The organism is Pseudoflavonifractor hominis (assembly GCF_014288125.1).
Lineage (GTDB): Bacteria > Bacillota > Clostridia > Oscillospirales > Oscillospiraceae > Pseudoflavonifractor_A > Pseudoflavonifractor_A gallinarum.
In genome coordinates this window covers 227,444-244,640 of the sequence record NZ_JACOPR010000002.1, presented here as the reverse complement: position 1 = coordinate 244,640, position 17,197 = coordinate 227,444, and the positions used below count along the sequence as shown (strand labels likewise).

Below are 17,197 nucleotides of genomic sequence, written 5' to 3'. Positions count from 1 at the left end.
TTTTGTGCAAAGCGGTGGTTCTCTTGCTATCATCCCCGAAAAGAGCCGCCTCCATGCCCGCCGCCCCCCAAAACCCCGCTCTTTTCCTCTGGAAAGCGGCGTGGTATGATAATATCGAAAGGATCGCGTGCCGGGAGAGGAGAGAAAGCATGAAGGACGGAAATTTACCGGTGCGATTGCGATGGAGTGAGGGGGTCAAGCTCTTTCGGAGCCGCTGGAAGGGCGCCAGACCCACTGTATTCTTTTTTATCGCGCTGTTTTTGATGATCACGGTCTGCTTTGGCAGCGCCTATGCCATGGCAGTGTCTGGAACGACCACCCTGTTTCAGGTGCGCCGCAACCGGGAACATACACTGGGCGACTATGTCCGCCTGTTTTTCATGTGCATGCTGCTGTGCGTATTGGCCATGGTGGCCACCAGGAGCGGATGGCTGTGTGTACTGCTGAATCTCAGTGTGCCCTTTCTGCTGGTCTTTTTTCAGAGCAGCCAGTTTGCCCCCAAGGGATATATCGGCTATGCCATGACCTTTGTGTTTCTGGAGCTCCGGCCGCCTGCGCCGGAGGAGATGGGGACGCAGCTTCTGGCGGTGGCGGCCTGTACGGCGGCCCTCATTCTGGCCCTGGCGGGCTATGGATGGTGGCGGGGCCGGACGGAAAAAAAGCGGGACAGTGTGGGAGAGAGTTTGGACCGTCTGGCCGCTCTGCTCAAGCGCATGGCGGAGGAAGGCGGGAGCGACGAGGTGCGCAAGGAGCTGTATGGGCTGGAACAGAGCTTCCACCGCATGGGATACCGCAACCACCGCCTCCCGGGATCCTCTGATCCCCAAAAACTCTTTTACAATATGTTTGCGATCTTATTCCAGCGGGCAGTCTATCTGGTGTCCGACGCGGCCTGGCAGGAGGAGGTCCTTCCCCCGGAGCGGCGGGAGGCGCTGGAGGGCTTGGCCGGACTGGTCCGGGCCGTGCGTGCGGCCCAGACCGCGGAGGAGCGTGCCGCGGTGGCGGAACAGATCCAGGCCATGCTGGCCGATACCCCTCTGCCCGAGGGGCGCCTGCGCATTTTTTACCGGAGCTTTCTCCACCGCATGCTCCTCCTGCTCCGGCACTGGCGGGAGGTCCGACCGGTCCGGCACCCGCTCTGGCGGGGAGGCGGAGGAAGAGAGCTGTGGCGGCGCCTGCGGGAGCGGTTTTCCCTGGAGCGGTTTGAGATGCGCTTTGCCCTGCGGCTTTCGGTGGTGCTGACGGTGAGCTGTACCATCAGCCTCCTGTGGGACTTTGAACACACCTACTGGTTCCCCCTCCACGCGTTTCTTCTGATTCAGCCCAGCTATGAGGAGAGCGCCCACCGGATGGTCACCCGGCCCATCGGCACGGCCCTGGGCTGTCTGCTGGTCTTTGTGGTCTATCCCCTTCTGCCCGGTGTGCCCGGCGTCTTTGTCTTTTCCTTTGTGATGATCTCCCTTATGTACTGCTGCACCCCCGGGACCTGGGTCCACCCCATCTTCTCCACGGCCTTTGCGGTGACCATGGCCTCCCTGACCATGGAGGACACCGTGGCCATTGGTCTGCGGATCTTCTATCTGCTGCTGGCGGTGCTGCTGGTGCTGGTGATCAACCGTTTCTTTGTCCCCACCCGGCGGGAGAAGCAGTTCCACAGCAATCTCCACACACTGACGCATCTCCACGCCACCTACTGGGATATGGTCTCGCAGGGACTGGGCGGGCGGGTAGACCCGGCCTTCTCCAGTGAGATTCTGACCGAGTTCCACCTGGTCTACGATGCGGCCATGGGCTATGTTCTCACGCTGCCCCAGGGGGAGGAGCGGACAGAGGCCAGTACGCTTCTGCTCACGCTGTGGAATATGTTCTCAGAGCTGGAGCAGGTACACTATCTCCTCCAGGCGGGCGCCATCCCGCGGGAGCAGGGGTCGGGGCTGAGCCGGCTGGCCCGTACCCTCTGTGTGGAAATGGACCGGCCGGGGCCGCCGCTGGACGCCATCTCGCTGGAGGCGGGAATGGAGGAGGGCGACCTGGGCTATGTACTGGGCCGCTATCTTGCCAGTGCCCACGGCCTCTCCCGGCAGCTGGCCGGAGTAGAACAGGCGGCCAGAAAGCGGGAATAAGAAAAAAGGTCTCTGCACTTGCGTTCTGTGCAGAGACCTTTTTTGTACGATGGGATGGTTGAAAAGCGGGACCGCCGGTCAGCGGGCGCGCAGCTGCCAGAAGGCCACCGCGCTGGCGGCCGCCACATTCAGGGAGTCCACCCCGTGAGCCATGGGAATACGGACGGTGTAGTCACAGTGGGCAATGGTCTCGGCGGCCAGGCCGTCCCCCTCGGTACCCAGAATGATGGCCAGACGTTCCTCCGCCATGAGCGCGGGGTCCTCAATGCTCACGGACCGGTCACTCAGGGCCATGGCGGCGGTGCGGAAGCCAAGCGCCTTCAGACGCTCCAAACCGGGGTGGGGCCAGTGGGTGTGGTCGCTGCCGATGTACGTCCAGGGGACCTGAAAGACCGTGCCCATGCTCACCCGGGCGGCCCGGCGGCAGAGGGGGTCGCAGCAGGTGGGGGTGAGCAGCACCGCGTCCATGTGGAGCGCGGCGGCCGAGCGGAAAATGGCGCCGATGTTGGTGCTGTCCACGATCCCCTCCAGCACGGCGATCCGGCGGGCGTCGGCGCACAGGGTTTCCACCTCTGCCTGCCGGGGACGGCGCATGGCGCACAGGATTCCCCGCGTGAGGGTGTAGCCGGTCAGCTGGGCCAGCACCTCCCGGTCGGCGGTATACACCGGGATCTGGGGACAGCGCTCCAGAAGTTCCTGCCCCTGTCCGGTGAGATGGCGCCGCTCCATAAGGAGGGCGAGGGGCTCACACCCGCCGTCCAGGGCCCGCCGGATGACCTTGGGGCTCTCCGCAATGAAGACGCCCTGCTCCGGCTCCAACCGGTTGCGCAGCTGGGCCTCGGTGAGGTGGGCAAAGACCGCCAGTTCCGGTGCACTGAGATCGGTTATCTCGATAATATGGGACATAGGGGTTCTCCTTCCCCGCTCAGCCGCCCGGGGCGGTGAAGCGATCAGATATTGGGCATTTTTGCGGTGGGCATCATAAGGACTTTGCCGGTGCCGCGGTAGACGTTGACCAGACCTTCCCCGGAGGCAGCCGAACCGATCAGGCTCTTTCCGGAGCGCTCCACCGTAAAGTCGAGGCTGCCGCTCCAGGCAATGGCATAGTTGCCGTCGATCTTGAGAACGTCGTTCTGGAGGGTGATCTCAACCAGCTCCTCCCGGGGGCAATCAGACTCGATACAGAAGGTGCCGCTTCCATTGAGGCTCAGGTTAAAGAGACCTTCCCCGCCGGCCACCGCCGAGGAGAAGTTGGAGCGCATGACAGCCTTGTGCTTGAGGTTGCTGTCACAGGCCAGGAAGAGACCGTCGTCCAGCACCACGCTGCCGCCCCAGTCGGCGCAGTCCAGCAGAATAAGATATTTATAGGTGGGCTCCAGGACCAAAAGGCCATCGCCGGTATATTCAGGTTTGATAGTGGATTCGCCGCTGGCCTTGCCGCGCATGGCCTTTCCCAGCAGATCGGTCACGCCTTTGATGCCGGTGGTGGCATTCACATTGCCCAGCATCCACTGCATGGCGCCAGCCTGGATGGTGACATTAGCCTTGCTCAGATCACATACCAGCTGGCGTTTTTTCACATTCATCTGGGCGCAGTAATAGGCCTGCATGGCGGAATTGGGGGTTACGCTCAGGTCCCGCTGATACTCGATGACCTGGAAGGGGCCCAGTGCCGAGAGGACGGCAACGTCGTCGTTATCCAAAAAATTAGAGATTTGATACATCGTACTGCCTCCATTCGTCCATGATGATGGTAGTATTGTTTCCATGGGGTCAGACTCATTATAGGCAAGGCTGCGGGATTGTGCAAGTAGAAGCCGGGGAGCGGAACGAGAATCTGTCCGGCTATACTGCAATCATACGCAACACTTTTTCGCACGGACCAATAAAAAGTCCGGCTTATGATAACACTTTTGATAGACGGGATATTGTGCCAGAATATCTGCCCCGGGCAGCGGCTCCAGCATTTGCTCCAGCTGAAAACCGGCGGTCGAAAGGGCGTTGACGATGTCGGAAAAGGTGCGGTGGTATTTGATGACACCGTCCACGATCCAGGTGGTGGTCCGAATACCGGGAATGCCGTAATCGCTCAAATTATAGTGGTTGATGGTTCCGTCCTCATTCTGGGACCAGCGCGGACCCTTCCGCAGGGCCGTCGTAAAGGGATGCTCCTGGGAGAAGAGAAAGATTCCACCGTCGGCCAACAGCCGGTGGATCTGAGCGAGCAGCTGGTCAAAATCCTCCACATAATGTACAGCGAGGGAGCTGAACACCACGTCAAACGTGCCGTCCAGAGCGGAGAGGTCGCTCATACTCATGCGGACAAAGGAGATGCGTTCAGCGTCATTTTCCGCCTTTGCGATCTGGAGCATTTTTTCGGAGAGGTCCAGACCCGTCACATGAGACGCGCCCAGGTGCAGAAATTCCCTGCAATTCTCCCCGTAACCGCAGCCCAGATCCAGGACCCGCTTGCCGGACAGGTTTGGGCAGAGGGAAAAGAGCGCCGGTTTTTCCACAAGGTGATTGGCAGCGGATGGCTGCTCCCGCAGCTTCCGGTAACCCTCAAAAAAGACCTCATTATCATAGATGTTCTGATCGTGCATGGCGGGAACCCCATCCTTTCTGTAAGAGAATAAAAAAGCCGGAGCAAGCGATACAAAGCTTGCTCCGACGTGGCACCCCTGGCGCGACTCGAACGCACTACATTCCGCTTAGGAGGCGGACCCTCTATCCTGGTGAGGTACAGGGGCGAATCGATCGGGATCTACCGATCACGATTTGTATTTTAACCGAAACGTAGGGGCCTGTCAACGGCGAAGCGCCCCGCCGATTTGAGAGGGAATCCTGCTCCAGGACAAAAAGCGCACGTATGAACCCCAGGTTTTGACACACGCATTGGGAAAATAGCTGAAAGAGGGCTCTAAACGTAAAAAAAGTTGCTTTTCCACCGGGCATAGCCTATAATATTCTCTGCTGATTGGGCGGCAGTGCAGAGGAGACCGGAATGTGAGCGGTTGATCCGGTGCTGCCGCAGCCGCCGAACATAGCACGGCCGCAGGAGCTCCCTCCCTGCGGGACGCCGGACCATGTGCCGGAGCGGGCGATCCGGACCGGGCGGCGATAGTTTTTCGAGGGAGAGGTCATAAACCAACTTGTTTTAAGAGGTGCTTACCGTGCAGAATACCAAACTGAGAAACGTAGCCATTATCGCGCACGTCGACCATGGCAAGACCACCCTGGTGGACGAGATGCTCAAGCAGGGCGGCATTTACCGTGAAAACCAGGCCACGGTGGACCGTGTCATGGACTCCGGCGACCTGGAGCGCGAGCGCGGCATTACCATCCTGGCCAAGAACACCGCCGTGCACTATAAAGATGTCAAGATCAACATCGTGGATACCCCGGGCCATGCCGACTTCGGCGGCGAGGTGGAGCGTATCCTGAAGATGGTCAACGGCGTCATCCTGCTGGTGGACGCCGCCGAGGGCCCCATGCCCCAGACCCGCTTCGTGCTCTCCAAGGCCCTGGAGCTGGGTCACAAGGTCATCGTGGTGGTCAACAAGATCGACCGCCCCGACCAGCGCATCCATGAGGTCATGGACGAGGTGCTGGAGCTGCTGCTGGACCTGAACGCCACCGACGAGCAGTTCGAGTCCCCCACCCTGTTCTGCTCCGGCCGTCAGGGCACCGCCTCCTACTCCCCCGATGTGCCCGGCACCGACCTCACTCCCCTCTTTGAGACCATCGTGGACTATATCCCCGCGCCCCAGGCCGATGTGGATGCTCCCTTCCAGATGCTGGTCTCCTCCATCGACTACAACGAGTTCGTGGGCCGCATCGCCATCGGCCGTATCGAGCGGGGCACCATCAAGCAGAACCAGGAGATCGCGGTGTGCAACTTCCACACCCCCGACGAGCCCGCCAAGAAGGCCAAGGCGGTCTCCCTCTACGAGTTTGACGGTTTGGGCAAGGTGCCGGTGACTGAGTCCTCCGCCGGCAACATCATTGCCATGAGCGGCATCGGCGACATCACCATCGGCGACACCATCTGTGCCCCCGACGCGGTGGAGCCCATGGAGTTCGTGCAGATCTCCGCCCCCACCATCGAGATGACCTTCTCGGTCAACGACTCCCCCTTCGCCGGCCGTGAGGGCAAGTTCGTCACCTCCCGCCAGCTGCGGGAGCGCCTCTTCCGGGAGACTCTGAAGGACGTCTCCCTCCGGGTCACCGAGACCGAGAACACCGACTCCTTCAACGTGGCCGGCCGCGGCGAGATGTCTCTGTCCATCCTGATCGAGACCATGCGCCGTGAGGGCTATGAGTTCCAGGTCTCTCCCCCCCGCGTGCTCTACCAGGAGATCGACGGCAAGAAGTGCGAGCCCATTGAGCGCCTGGTGGTGGACGTGCCCGCGGACTCCGTGGGCGCCGTTATGGAGAAGATCGGCTCCCGTAAGGGTGAGATCCTGGAGATGAACCCGGTGGGCGAGCGGATGAAGCTGGAGTTCCTGGTTCCCGCCCGTGGCCTGTTTGGCTACCGCAACGAGTTCCTGACCGACACCAAGGGCGAGGGCATCATGGCCTCGGTCTTTGAGTGCTACGCCCCCTACAAGGGCGACATCGCCCGCCGTGCCACTGGCTCCCTGGTGGCCTTCGAGACCGGCGAGGCGGTGACCTACGGCCTCTTCAATGCCCAGGAGCGCGGCTCCCTCTTCATCGGGCCCGGCACCCCGGTCTACGCCGGCATGGTGGTGGGCGAGACGCCCAAGCAGGAGGACATCTCGGTCAACATCTGCAAGAAGAAGCAGCTGACCAACATGCGCGCCTCCGGCTCGGATGAGGCCCTGCGTCTGACCACGCCCCGCCAGATGTCTCTGGAGCAGTGCCTGGAGTTCCTCAGCGACGACGAGCTGTTGGAGGTTACGCCTGAGAACCTGCGCCTGCGCAAGCGCATCCTCAGCCACGCCGACCGTATGAAGGCCCTGAAGGGAAATAAGTAAGACTCTGAAAGCTCCATCCGTCCTCCGGATGGAGCTTTTCTCTATCAACAGCGGAAATAAGCGCTGATCCCTTAGTCTGATCAGAAAGGTTGTATTTTATATGGAAATTGTCATCCGTACCGTGAAAAGTACCGACCTGGATGCGGTCTGTCAGGTGGAAAACGCCGGCTTCCCGCCGGCAGAGGCGGCCACCCGCGCGGCCTTCCAGTACCGGATCGCCGCCTTCCCGGAGTGGTTTTTGGTGGCCGAGGAACAGGGACGCGTGGTGGGACTGCTCAATGGTCCGGCTACCCGGGAACGCTTTATCTGCGATGCCATCTACGAGCCGGGCGGAGCGGACGGCGAGGGGGAGAGCTTGGCTATTCTGGGCCTGGCCGTCCTGCCGGAGTACCGCCGGAACGGGGTGGCCGCCCAACTGATGAAAGCCTATCTCGCCAAAGCCCGGCAGGCCGGAAAGCGCCGTGTGGTGCTCACCTGCAAGGAAAAATTGATCCACTACTATGAGCGATTCGGCTTTTCCAACTGCGGTGTGTCCCAGTCGGTCCACGGCGGCTCCGTATGGTATGATATGGAGTGTATCCTGGCCTGAACCGGCTCGGAGAGTACGAAAATGGAGCGTCCATCCCGGACGCTCCATTTTTTATACCCTGGATTCTAGTGAAAAATTTCCCTTGACATTTGGCCGTCCACTGTCTAAAATACGCTTAAATCATTTTAATTAAATTTTTTTAACTAAAATGCAAAAAACGACAACAGGCGACCTTGTCGCAGAAGGAGTTTCTTTATGTTTGAAAAAGTGCGTGATATCATCGTTGCCAACCTGAGCTGTGATCCCGAGAGCGTGACCATGGAGGCCAGCCTGACCGAGGACCTGGAGCTGGATTCCCTGGACGCGGTGGATCTGAACGCCGCTCTGGAGGAGGAGCTGGGCGTGGCCATGCCTGACGAGGTCCTCAAGGACGTGCAGACCGTGGGCGACATTGTCCGCTACCTGGAAGAGCACGCCTAAGCCATGGATTTCAAAGAGATTTGCGCGCTGATGGAGCGTTTTGAGGCCAGCTCCATTCAGCATTTCGAGCTGGAGCAGAAGGATTTCCGCCTGGCGCTGGATAAAGCCCTGCCTGCGGTACCCGCGGTCATTCCCGCCCCTGTGCCGGGTGCGGTGATTCCGGCCGCTCCGGCCCCCGCTGCTCCTGCCCCGGCCGCCCCGGCTCCGGCCCCGGAAGCCGAGGGGAGCTTTATCAAGGCTCCTCTGGTGGGTACCTTCTACGCCGCCTCCTCCCCCGACGCCGCTCCCTTTGCCCCTGTGGGCACGGCGGTCAAGAAGGGGCAGACCGTGTGCATCCTGGAGGCCATGAAGATGATGAGCGAGGTCCCCGCCCCCGCCGACGGCATCATCGCCGAGGTGCTGGTGTCGGACGGAGAGCTGGTGGGCTTTGACCAGCCCCTCTTCCGCCTCAAGTAAGGAGAGAACCATGTTCAAGCGCGTTTTGATCGCCAACCGTGGCGAGATTGCGGTGCGGGTCATCCGCGCCTGTCAGGAGCTGGGCGTGGAGACCGTGGCGGTGTACTCCACCGCCGACGCCGATTCCCTCCACGTCCAGCTGGCCACCCGCGCGGTCTGCGTGGGACCGGCCCGGGCGGCGGAGAGCTATCTCAACCTCCCCGCCCTTCTCACCGCCGCCACCGAGAGCGGCTGCGACGCCGTGCATCCCGGATACGGCTTTCTGTCGGAGAACGCCGAGTTTGCCGACCTGTGCGCCAAGTGCGGCCTGACCTTCATCGGGCCCAGCGGCGACATCATCCGGCAGATGGGCAACAAGTCGGCGGCACGGGCCCTTATGCAGGCCCACCAGGTCCCTGTGGTGCCCGGCTCGGACGGTCCCGTGCCCGATGCCCAGACTGCCCTGGACCTGGCCGGGACCATCGGCTATCCGGTCCTCCTCAAGGCCAGCGCCGGCGGCGGCGGCCGGGGAATGCGCCGGGTGGACGCTCCGGAGGACCTGGAGCGGCTCTTCCACGAGGCCAAAAGTGAGGCCGAGGCCTGCTTTGGCAACGGAGAGCTCTATCTGGAAAAGCTCATTCTCAACCCCCGCCACATTGAATTTCAGATTCTGGCTGATACCCAGGGGCATGTCATCCACCTAGGGGAGCGGGACTGCTCCATCCAGCGCAAGAACCAGAAGCTGGTGGAGGAATCTCCCTCCAAGGCCCTGACCCCGGAGCTCCGGGAGGCCATGGGCGCGGCTGCCGTGGCCGCGGCCAAAGCCGCCGGCTATGTGAATGCCGGCACCATCGAGTTCGTGCTGGATCAGGAGGGACACTTCTATTTCATCGAGATGAATACCCGCATCCAAGTGGAGCATCCGGTCACTGAGCTGGTCTCCGGCCTGGATCTGGTGAAGGAGCAGCTGCGCATCGCAGCGGGGCTCTCCCTCTCGGTGGAGCAGGACCAGGTGGTCCTCCGGGGCCACGCCATCGAGTGCCGCATCAACGCCGAGGATTTCCGCCACGGCTTCCGCCCCTGTCCGGGCCGGACCGGCTTCCTCCATCTGCCCGGAGGCCCCGGCGTGCGGGTGGATACCCTGCTCTATAACGGCTATGAGGTCAGTCCCTTCTATGACTCCCTGGTGGCCAAGCTCATTGTCCACGCCCCCACCCGGCTGGAGGCCATCCGCCGGATGCGCCGGGCGCTGGCCGAGCTGGTCATCGAGGGCTATCCCACCACCGCCGACTTTGCCCACCTGCTGCTCCACCACCCCGATTTTGTCCGGGGCCAGTACGACACGGGATTTCTGGCCGGACACATGGACGAGATCCTCTCGTGGGACTGCGGCGGGGCATCCAACTAAGGTATAAGGAGGCGAGCAAGCCTTGAATCACCTCTTTCGTGCCCGCCGGGAGCGGCTCATGCAGCTCCAGCAGCAGCGGGGACTGCGGGAAAAGGCCGCAGTCAAGCGCCCGGAGGCCGCGGTCTTTGAGAAATGTCCCGCCTGCGGGGCGGCCATCTCCAAGCGGGACCTGGTCCGGGCCCTGTATGTGTGCCCCCAGTGCGGCCATCACCACAAAATCGGTGCCTATCTGCGCCTGTCCATGCTCCTGGACCCCCACACCTTCCAGGAGCTGGACGAGCGCTTTTCCATGCCCAATGTGCTGAACTTCCCCGGCTATGATGAGAAGCTGGCCCAGCTCCGGCGTACCACCGGCCTCACGGAGGGAGTGGTCACGGCCAAGGGCAAGGTCAACGGCCGCCCCATCATCGCCGCCGTACTGGATAGCCAGTTCCTCATGGGAAGCATGGGGGTGGCCGTGGGCGAGAAGATCACCCGGGCAGTGGAACTGGCCCGGAAGCAGCGCCTTCCGCTGGTCATCTTCTCGGCCAGCGGCGGCGCCCGGATGCAGGAGGGGATCCTCTCCCTCATGCAGATGGCCAAGACCAGCGCTGCGCTGGAGAAGTTCTCCCAGTCCGGCGGACTCTACATCTCGGTCTTTACCCACCCCACCACCGGCGGGGTGACAGCCTCCTTTGCCTCGCTGGGAGACTATACCCTGGCCGAGCCGGGGGCCCTCATCGGCTTTGCCGGGCCCCGGGTCATTGAGCAGACCATCGGCCAGAAGCTCCCCGAGGGCTTCCAGCGGGCCGAATATCTGGAGGAGCACGGCTTTGTGGACCAGATCGTCCCCCGGGCCCAGATGCGGGAGACCATCTCCCTCCTCCTCACACTCCACGAGAAGGGAGGCAAGCTCCGTGATTAAAGAAGTGGAAGCCAAGATGGCGGTCATGGACCAGGAGCTCGCCGCCCTGGGAGATGCGGCGGACGCCGCCTCCCAGATCCGCCGTTCCCAGCTTCTCCGGGACAAGGAGGAGCTTCTCCAGGCCTGCCGGGACTGTACCCCTGAAGACCGGGTCTACCTGGCCCGCCACACCGGCCGTCCGGGGACCGCGGATTTCATCCAGGCCCTCTTTACCGACTTTTTTGAGTGCAAGGGGGACCGGCTGTGCCGGGAGGACCCCAGCATTCTGGGCGGCGTGGCCCTCTACCACGGCCTTCCGGTCACCGTTCTGGGCCACCGGAAGGGAAAAAATCTGGAGGAAAACATGGCCTGCAACTTCGGCATGCCCTCCCCGGAGGGCTACCGCAAGGCCCAGCGGCTCATGAAGCAGGCGGAAAAGTTCGGCCGTCCCATCATCACCTTTGTGGACACCCCCGGCGCCTACCCCGGCCTGGAAGCCGAGGCCCACGGCCAGGGAGAGGCCATCGCCTCCAGCCTGGCCCTGATGTCCGCCCTGGAGGTGCCGGTGATCACTGTGGTCATCGGCGAGGGCGGGAGCGGCGGCGCCCTGGCGCTGGCCGTGGCCAACCGGGTGCTCATGCTGGAGAACGCGGTCTACTCCGTGCTCTCCCCCGAGGGCTTTGCCTCCATCCTCTGGAAGGACTCCAGCCGTGCGGGCGAGGCCGCCGGGATCATGAAGCTCACCGCCGCCGACCTCCATGGGCTGGGCGTGGCCGACGAGGTCATCCCCGAGCCTCTGGGCGGCGCTCATCTGGAGCCGGAGAGCGTCTACCGCGCGGTGGACCGGGCCATCCACACCCATCTGGCCCAGCTGCTCAAGCTGCGCTCTCCTGCTGCCCACCGCTATCAGAAATTCCGTGAAATGGGCCTCAACGCCCGAAAGGAGGCCCTATGAGAGGACTGCGTTTTGTATCCATCGCCCGGTATGTACCGGAGAAGGTCGTGACCAACGACGATCTCAGCCGCATCGTGGATACCAACGACGAGTGGATCCGCACCCGCACCGGCATCGGCGAGCGGCATTTTTCCGAGGGGGAGACCGCGGTAGACCTCTGCGTCGGAGCGGCCCGTCTGGCCCTGGAGCGCGCCGGCATTGCGCCGGAGGAGCTGGCCGGATGCATCGTGGCCACCTGCACCCCCGACCACGCCTCTCCCTCCAACGCCTGCCTGGTGCAGGCCGCGCTGGGACTGCCCGAGAACATCCCCTGTTATGACATCAGCGCCGGGTGTACCGGCTTCCTCTACGGTCTGGAGACCGTCCGGGGCATGCTGGCCCTGGAGGAGAAGAAAAAGTACGCCCTTCTCATTGGCTGTGACCAGCTCAGCCGGGTCATCGACATGACCGACCGGAGCACCTGCGTCCTCTTCGGAGACGGTGCGGGCGCGGCGGTGCTGACGCTGGAGGACCGGCTTTGGCACGCCGACCTGGGCAGCCGGGGCAACGCCGAGGTGCTCTGGCTCAACGGTCCCGGCCCGGAGACCACCTATATCCACATGGACGGCCCCGGCGTCTACCGCTTCGCGGTGGATGCCCTGCCCTCCTGTGCCCGTACACTGCTGGACAAAAGCGGTCTGACCCTGGACGACATTGACTGGATCGTGCCCCACCAGGCCAACCGCCGCATCATTGAGACGGCAGCCAAGCGTCTCCACGCCCCGCTGGAGAAGTTTTATCAGAATATGGAGCGCTACGGCAATACCTCCGCCGCCTCCGTTCCCATCGCGCTGGACGAGATGGTGGAACAGGGACTGCTCAAGCGGGGACAGAAGGTGCTGGCCGTGGCCTTTGGCGCTGGCCTCACCTGGGGCGGCGCCCTGTTCGAGTGGTAAGGGCTGTCTCCTCCACTCCGAAAGGAAGGTTTACATGAAACTCAACGAGATCCTGGGGACCGAGTTCCCCTTTATCCAGGGCGGCATGGCCAACATCGCCACCGGCGGATTTGCCGCTGCCGTTTCCAACGCGGGCGCCCTGGGCCTCATCGGCGCGGGCGGCATGAGCCCGGAGTCCTTCCGGGAGAACATCCATCTGTGCCGCACCCTGACCGATAAGCCCTTCGGCGTGAACATCATGCTCATGCATCCCCAGGCCGACGAACTGGCCCGGATCGCCGCCGAGGAGAAGGTGGCGGTCATCACCACCGGCGCGGGCAGCCCCGGCCCCTATGTCTCCATGTGGAAGGAGTCGGGGGCCAAGGTCTTCCCCGTGGTCTCCGCGGTCTCTCTGGCCAAGATGATGGCCAAGGCTGGGGTGGACGGCGTCATTGCCGAGGGCACCGAGAGCGGCGGCCATGTGGGTGAGACCACCACCATGGCCCTGGTCCCCCAGGTGTGTGACGCGGTGGACATCCCCGTGATCGCCGCCGGCGGCATTGCCGACGGCCGCCAGCTGCTGGCCGCCTATGCCCTGGGCGCCTGCGGCGCACAGCTGGGCACCTGTCTGCTGGTGAGCGAGGAGTGCCCCATCCACGAGAACTACAAGCAGGCGGTCATTGCCGCCAAGGACCGCTCCACCGTGGTCACCGGCCGCTCGGTGGGCGCCCCGGTCCGGGTCATCAAGAACCAGATGACCAAGGACTACCTGGCCCGGGAGAAGGCCGGCGCCGACAAGATGGAGCTGGAGCACTTTACCCTGGGAAGCCTGCGCCGGGCCGTCTTTGACGGCGACACCCGCACCGGCAGCCTCATGGCCGGACAGGTGGCCGGTATGGTCCACAGCATCCGTCCCCTGCGCGCCATCTTTGAGGAGCTCCAGGCCCAGTCTGAGGCCTGCCTGTGGGCGCTGAACCAGTCCAGATAACCGGGACGGCACCCGTCCCAGATCAATGAACGAGGAGCGCACTATGAAACTCGCCTTTTTATACGCCGGCCAGGGCGCCCAGCATGTGGGCATGGGCCGGGATTTCTACGAGCAGTTCCCCCTGTTCCGGGACGTGTTTGACGCCGCACCCGTGGACTTTGACCTGAAAAAGCTCTGCTTTGAGGGCCCGGAGGAGCAGCTCTCCGATACCCGATACACCCAGCCCTGCATGGTGGCCTTTGCCGCCGGCGTGACGGGGCTGCTCTACCAGGCGGGCATCCACCCCGCCATGGCCGCCGGGCTGAGCCTGGGGGAGTACTCTGCCCTCACTGCCGCCGGCGTGTTCGACCCCAAGACCGCCATTGAGCTGGTGGCCTTCCGGGGCAAGGCCATGGCCGAGGCTGTCACCGGCCGTCCCTGCGGCATGGCCGCGGTGCTTCATCTGGAGCGGGAAAAGCTCCAGGCCGCCTGTGACGCCGCCTCCGCGCTGGGGGTGGCCGAGATCGCCAACTACAACTGCCCCGGGCAGCTGGTCATCGCCGGGGACGCCGCGGCAGTGGAGAAAGCCGGGGAGCTGGCCAAGGAGGCGGGCGCCCGCCGGGTGGTCCCCCTGAAGGTGAGCGGTCCCTTCCATACCTCCCTCATGGCCCCCGCCGGGGATGCCCTGCGGGAGAAATTCCAGACCGTATCCTTCCACGCCATGTCCTTCCCCGTTCTCTTCAACTGCAAGGGAGATGTGCTGGGCGAGGGGGACACCATCCCGGGTCTGCTGGAGCGCCAGGTCCAGAGCAGCGTTTACCTGGAGGACACCATCCGCCGCATGGCCGAGCACGGGGTGGACACCTTCGTGGAGATCGGTCCGGGCAAGACTCTCTCGGGCTTTGTCCGCAAGACGGTCAAGGATGTGACCACCTATTCCATTGACACCGTGGAGGATCTGAACGGGGTCCTTGCTGCGCTGAAAGGAGCATAACGATGAATCTCACCGGAAAGAACGCCCTGGTCACCGGCGGCAGCCGTGGCATCGGCCGGGCCGTGTGCCTGGAGCTGGCCCGTCAGGGGGCCAATGTGGCAGTCAACTATGCCGGAAACGCCCGGGCCGCCGAGGAAGTGGCCGCCGCCTGCCGCGCGCTGGGGGTGGAGTCCTTTGCTGTCCAGGCCGACGTGGCCGATGCCGCGGCAGTGGACGCCATGGTGAAGCAGGTCATCGAGACCTTCGGTTCCCTCCACATCCTGGTCAACAACGCGGGCATCACGAAAGACAAGCTGGCCCTCCAGATGAAGGAGGAGGAGTTTGACGCCGTGGTAGACACCAACCTGAAGGGTGCCTTCCTCTGCATGAAGGCGGCCTACCGGCCCATGATGAAGCAACGCTACGGGCGCATCATCAACCTCTCCAGCGTGGTGGGCCTGCGGGGCAATGCCGGCCAGGCCAACTATGCCGCCAGCAAGGCCGGACTCATCGGCATGAGCAAGTCCATCGCCAAGGAGCTGGCCAGCCGCAACGTCACCGTAAATCTGGTGGCTCCCGGCTTTATCGACACCGATATGACTGCCGTGCTGCCCGAGGCCGCGCGGGAGGCTCTCCTGAAATCCATCCCCATGGGCCGCTTGGGACAGAGCGAGGACGTGGCCCGGGCCGTGGCTTTCTTTGCCGCCGAGGAGGCGGGATATATCACCGGCCAGGTCCTCTGTGTAGACGGCGGCATGGCGGTATAAGCTCTCCGAAAGGAAGGAACAGTATGGAAAAACGACGCGTTGTCATCACCGGCATGGGCGCCATCACACCCATCGGCAAGACAGCCGAGGAGTCCTGGGTCGCGGCCAAGGCCGGTGTGTGCGGAATCGATACCATCCAGCAGTACGACACCTCCAAGATGAAGGTCAAGGTGGCCGGAGAGGTCAAGGATTTTCAGGCGGAGGACTATCTGGAGCGCCGGGAGGCCCGGCGTATGGACCGGTTCACCCAGTTTGCCATGGTGGCCGCCGCCCAGGCGATGGAACAGAGCGGCCTTGACCTGGAGCAGGAGGACGCCGCCCGCTGCGGCGTGGCAGTCTCCAGCGGTATCGGCGGCATGACCACCATCCAGAACGAGTGCCTCAAGGGGGCGGAGAAGGGCTTTGACCGGGTCTCCCCCTTCTTTATCCCCATGATCATCCCCAACATCGCCGCGGGACAGATCGCCATCAAGTACGGCCTTCAGGGCATGTGCACCTGCCCTGTGGCCGCCTGCGCCGGCGGCAGCAACGCGGTGGGCGACGCCTTCCGCCACATTCGGGACGGCTATGCCGAGGTCATGGTCTGCGGCGGCGCCGAGTCCACCATCGCGGAAATCGGCATGGGCGGCTTCACCAGCCTCCACGCCGTCACCACCGTATCCGATCCGGCCCGTGCCTCCATCCCCTTTGACGCCGAGCGCTCCGGCTTCGTCATGGGCGAGGGCGCCGGCATCCTGGTGCTGGAGGAGTACGAGCATGCCAAGGCCCGCGGCGCCAAGATCCTGGGCGAGATCGTGGGCTACGGCGTCAACTGTGACGCCCACCACATCACCGCTCCCTGCCCCGACGGCGCGGGTGCGGCCGCCTGCATGAAGCTGGCCCTTCAGGACGCGGGCATCGCCCCGGAGGAAGTGGACTACATCAACGCCCACGGCACCTCCACCCCCCTCAACGACTCCGGCGAGACCCAGGCCGTCAAGTCCGCCTTCGGGGAGCACGCCTACCAGCTGATGATGAGCTCCACCAAGTCTATGACCGGCCATTTGCTGGGCGCCAGTGGCGCGGTGGCCGCCATCTTCTCGGTGCTGGCCCTGCGGGATCAGTTTGCGCCCCCCACCATCCACTATCAGGTCCCCGATCCCGCCTGTGATCTGGACATCGTGCCCAATGAGGGCCGCAGCGCCACCATCCGGCACGCCATGGTCAACGCCTTTGGCTTCGGCGGACACAACGCCAGCCTCATCTTCAAGCGTCTGGAGGAGTAAGACATGGAACTGGACATCAAGGAGATCATGGAGATTCTGCCCCACCGTCCCCCCTTCCTGCTGGTGGACCGGATCGTGGAGTGCGAGCCCGGCAAGTCGGCCAAGGGCATCAAGTGCGTGAGCATGAACGAGCCCTTCTTCCCCGGCCACTTCCCCGGTCAGCCCATCATGCCCGGGGTGCTCATCCTGGAGGCCCTGGCCCAGACCGGCGCGGTGGCCGCGCTGAGCCTACCCGAGAACCGGGGCAAGCTGGCCGTGTTCGGCGGGGTCAAGAACTGCCGCTTTAAAAAGCCGGTCACGCCTGGAGATGTGCTGGAGCTCTCCTGTGAGCTGGTGGAGCAGCGGGGCCCCATCGGCTACGGAAAGGCCGTGGCCCGGGTGGGCGGAAAGATCGCCGCCCAGGCTGAGCTGACCTTTGTGATCCAGTGACATCCGGTTGCCTCCGCGGCGGAAGTTTGGTAGAATAGAGACAATTATGGGAACGAGTGCGGAGGAAGGGTT

At 63.4% G+C, this 17,197-nt stretch carries 17 protein-coding genes and 1 tRNA gene; 14 read left to right on the top strand and 4 right to left on the bottom strand.

Annotated features, from left to right (window positions below):
- The first annotated feature begins 149 nt into the window (after positions 1 to 149).
- A complete protein-coding gene (locus tag H8S34_RS03950; protein ID WP_186963104.1) occupies positions 150 to 2,123 on the top strand; it encodes an FUSC family protein in 1,974 nt (657 codons plus the stop codon).
- A gap of 78 nt (positions 2,124 to 2,201) precedes the next feature.
- Here H8S34_RS03950 and H8S34_RS03945 read toward each other — a convergent pair whose 3' ends face one another.
- The 4 genes from H8S34_RS03945 to H8S34_RS03930 all read right to left on the bottom strand — a co-directional run bounded on the left by H8S34_RS03945 (position 2,202) and on the right by H8S34_RS03930 (position 4,873).
- Positions 2,202 to 3,029 carry a TrmH family RNA methyltransferase gene (locus H8S34_RS03945; protein ID WP_101692322.1) on the bottom strand — a complete coding sequence of 276 codons (828 nt, stop codon included), beginning with the start codon at positions 3,027 to 3,029 and terminating at the stop codon, positions 2,202 to 2,204.
- Between the two features lie 44 nt (positions 3,030 to 3,073).
- Positions 3,074 to 3,847 carry an AIM24 family protein gene (locus tag H8S34_RS03940; RefSeq protein ID WP_186963103.1) on the bottom strand — a complete coding sequence of 258 codons (774 nt, stop codon included), beginning with the start codon at positions 3,845 to 3,847 and terminating at the stop codon, positions 3,074 to 3,076.
- 132 nt (positions 3,848 to 3,979) lie between these two features.
- Positions 3,980 to 4,726, bottom strand: coding sequence for a class I SAM-dependent methyltransferase (locus H8S34_RS03935; RefSeq protein WP_186963102.1), 747 nt, complete (start codon positions 4,724 to 4,726; stop codon positions 3,980 to 3,982).
- Between the two features lie 70 nt (positions 4,727 to 4,796).
- Positions 4,797 to 4,873, bottom strand: a tRNA-Arg gene (locus tag H8S34_RS03930).
- A gap of 423 nt (positions 4,874 to 5,296) precedes the next feature.
- On the opposite strand from H8S34_RS03930, the gene typA reads away from it, so the two are divergent.
- From typA to fabZ, 13 genes are all read left to right on the top strand, one after another.
- On the top strand, positions 5,297 to 7,120 hold the full coding sequence (gene typA / locus H8S34_RS03925) for a translational GTPase TypA (RefSeq protein ID WP_101692319.1): 1,824 nt from the start codon (positions 5,297 to 5,299) through the stop codon (positions 7,118 to 7,120).
- A 100-nt stretch (positions 7,121 to 7,220) separates the two neighbouring features.
- Complete coding sequence (locus tag H8S34_RS03920; protein WP_186963101.1) at positions 7,221 to 7,709, top strand: GNAT family N-acetyltransferase; 489 nt, start codon at positions 7,221 to 7,223, stop codon at positions 7,707 to 7,709.
- A gap of 195 nt (positions 7,710 to 7,904) precedes the next feature.
- Positions 7,905 to 8,129 carry an acyl carrier protein gene (gene acpP / locus H8S34_RS03915; RefSeq protein ID WP_101692317.1) on the top strand — a complete coding sequence of 75 codons (225 nt, stop codon included), beginning with the start codon at positions 7,905 to 7,907 and terminating at the stop codon, positions 8,127 to 8,129.
- 3 nt (positions 8,130 to 8,132) lie between these two features.
- Positions 8,133 to 8,585, top strand: a complete 453-nt coding sequence (gene accB / locus H8S34_RS03910; protein WP_186963100.1) for an acetyl-CoA carboxylase biotin carboxyl carrier protein — start codon at positions 8,133 to 8,135, stop codon at positions 8,583 to 8,585.
- A 10-nt stretch (positions 8,586 to 8,595) separates the two neighbouring features.
- Positions 8,596 to 9,972 carry an acetyl-CoA carboxylase biotin carboxylase subunit gene (gene accC, locus H8S34_RS03905; RefSeq protein ID WP_186963099.1) on the top strand — a complete coding sequence of 459 codons (1,377 nt, stop codon included), beginning with the start codon at positions 8,596 to 8,598 and terminating at the stop codon, positions 9,970 to 9,972.
- 22 nt (positions 9,973 to 9,994) lie between these two features.
- Complete coding sequence (gene accD, locus H8S34_RS03900) at positions 9,995 to 10,876, top strand: acetyl-CoA carboxylase, carboxyltransferase subunit beta (protein WP_235964118.1); 882 nt, start codon at positions 9,995 to 9,997, stop codon at positions 10,874 to 10,876.
- Positions 10,869 to 11,810, top strand: coding sequence for an acetyl-CoA carboxylase carboxyltransferase subunit alpha (locus H8S34_RS03895; RefSeq protein ID WP_101692314.1), 942 nt, complete (start codon positions 10,869 to 10,871; stop codon positions 11,808 to 11,810). The genes accD and H8S34_RS03895 overlap by 8 nt, the downstream gene beginning before the upstream one ends.
- The gene (locus H8S34_RS03890) at positions 11,807 to 12,745 is read left to right on the top strand and encodes a beta-ketoacyl-ACP synthase III (RefSeq protein WP_101692313.1); all 939 of its coding nucleotides are present in this window, start codon (positions 11,807 to 11,809) and stop codon (positions 12,743 to 12,745) included. Before H8S34_RS03895 ends, H8S34_RS03890 begins: the two co-directional genes overlap by 4 nt.
- Before the next feature lie 34 nt (positions 12,746 to 12,779).
- Entirely contained in the window at positions 12,780 to 13,712 is a 933-nt protein-coding gene (locus H8S34_RS03885) for a nitronate monooxygenase (RefSeq protein ID WP_186963098.1), read from the top strand.
- Between the two features lie 43 nt (positions 13,713 to 13,755).
- A complete protein-coding gene (gene fabD, locus H8S34_RS03880) occupies positions 13,756 to 14,685 on the top strand; it encodes an ACP S-malonyltransferase (RefSeq protein ID WP_101692311.1) in 930 nt (309 codons plus the stop codon).
- Between the two features lie 2 nt (positions 14,686 to 14,687).
- Complete coding sequence (gene fabG, locus H8S34_RS03875; RefSeq protein WP_186963097.1) at positions 14,688 to 15,431, top strand: 3-oxoacyl-[acyl-carrier-protein] reductase; 744 nt, start codon at positions 14,688 to 14,690, stop codon at positions 15,429 to 15,431.
- Positions 15,432 to 15,454: 23 nt separating this feature from the next.
- The gene (fabF, locus tag H8S34_RS03870) at positions 15,455 to 16,696 is read left to right on the top strand and encodes a beta-ketoacyl-ACP synthase II (RefSeq protein ID WP_101692309.1); all 1,242 of its coding nucleotides are present in this window, start codon (positions 15,455 to 15,457) and stop codon (positions 16,694 to 16,696) included.
- 3 nt (positions 16,697 to 16,699) lie between these two features.
- Positions 16,700 to 17,125, top strand: coding sequence for a 3-hydroxyacyl-ACP dehydratase FabZ (fabZ, locus tag H8S34_RS03865; protein WP_101692308.1), 426 nt, complete (start codon positions 16,700 to 16,702; stop codon positions 17,123 to 17,125).
- The last annotated feature ends 72 nt before the right edge of the window (positions 17,126 to 17,197 follow it).

Excerpts from the sequence above, each read along its gene's own strand:
- H8S34_RS03950 (WP_186963104.1), top strand. The coding sequence starts at position 150 with ATGAAGGACGGAAATTTACCGGTGCGATTGCGATGGAGTGAGGGGGTC.
- H8S34_RS03945 (WP_101692322.1), bottom strand. The coding sequence starts at position 3,029 with ATGTCCCATATTATCGAGATAACCGATCTCAGTGCACCGGAACTGGCG.
- H8S34_RS03940 (WP_186963103.1), bottom strand. The coding sequence starts at position 3,847 with ATGTATCAAATCTCTAATTTTTTGGATAACGACGACGTTGCCGTCCTC.
- H8S34_RS03935 (WP_186963102.1), bottom strand. The coding sequence starts at position 4,726 with ATGCACGATCAGAACATCTATGATAATGAGGTCTTTTTTGAGGGTTAC.
- H8S34_RS03920 (WP_186963101.1), top strand. The coding sequence starts at position 7,221 with ATGGAAATTGTCATCCGTACCGTGAAAAGTACCGACCTGGATGCGGTC.
- acpP (WP_101692317.1), top strand. The coding sequence starts at position 7,905 with ATGTTTGAAAAAGTGCGTGATATCATCGTTGCCAACCTGAGCTGTGAT.
- accB (WP_186963100.1), top strand. The coding sequence starts at position 8,133 with ATGGATTTCAAAGAGATTTGCGCGCTGATGGAGCGTTTTGAGGCCAGC.
- accC (WP_186963099.1), top strand. The coding sequence starts at position 8,596 with ATGTTCAAGCGCGTTTTGATCGCCAACCGTGGCGAGATTGCGGTGCGG.
- H8S34_RS03890 (WP_101692313.1), top strand. The coding sequence starts at position 11,807 with ATGAGAGGACTGCGTTTTGTATCCATCGCCCGGTATGTACCGGAGAAG.
- H8S34_RS03885 (WP_186963098.1), top strand. The coding sequence starts at position 12,780 with ATGAAACTCAACGAGATCCTGGGGACCGAGTTCCCCTTTATCCAGGGC.
- fabD (WP_101692311.1), top strand. The coding sequence starts at position 13,756 with ATGAAACTCGCCTTTTTATACGCCGGCCAGGGCGCCCAGCATGTGGGC.
- fabG (WP_186963097.1), top strand. The coding sequence starts at position 14,688 with ATGAATCTCACCGGAAAGAACGCCCTGGTCACCGGCGGCAGCCGTGGC.
- fabF (WP_101692309.1), top strand. The coding sequence starts at position 15,455 with ATGGAAAAACGACGCGTTGTCATCACCGGCATGGGCGCCATCACACCC.
- fabZ (WP_101692308.1), top strand. The coding sequence starts at position 16,700 with ATGGAACTGGACATCAAGGAGATCATGGAGATTCTGCCCCACCGTCCC.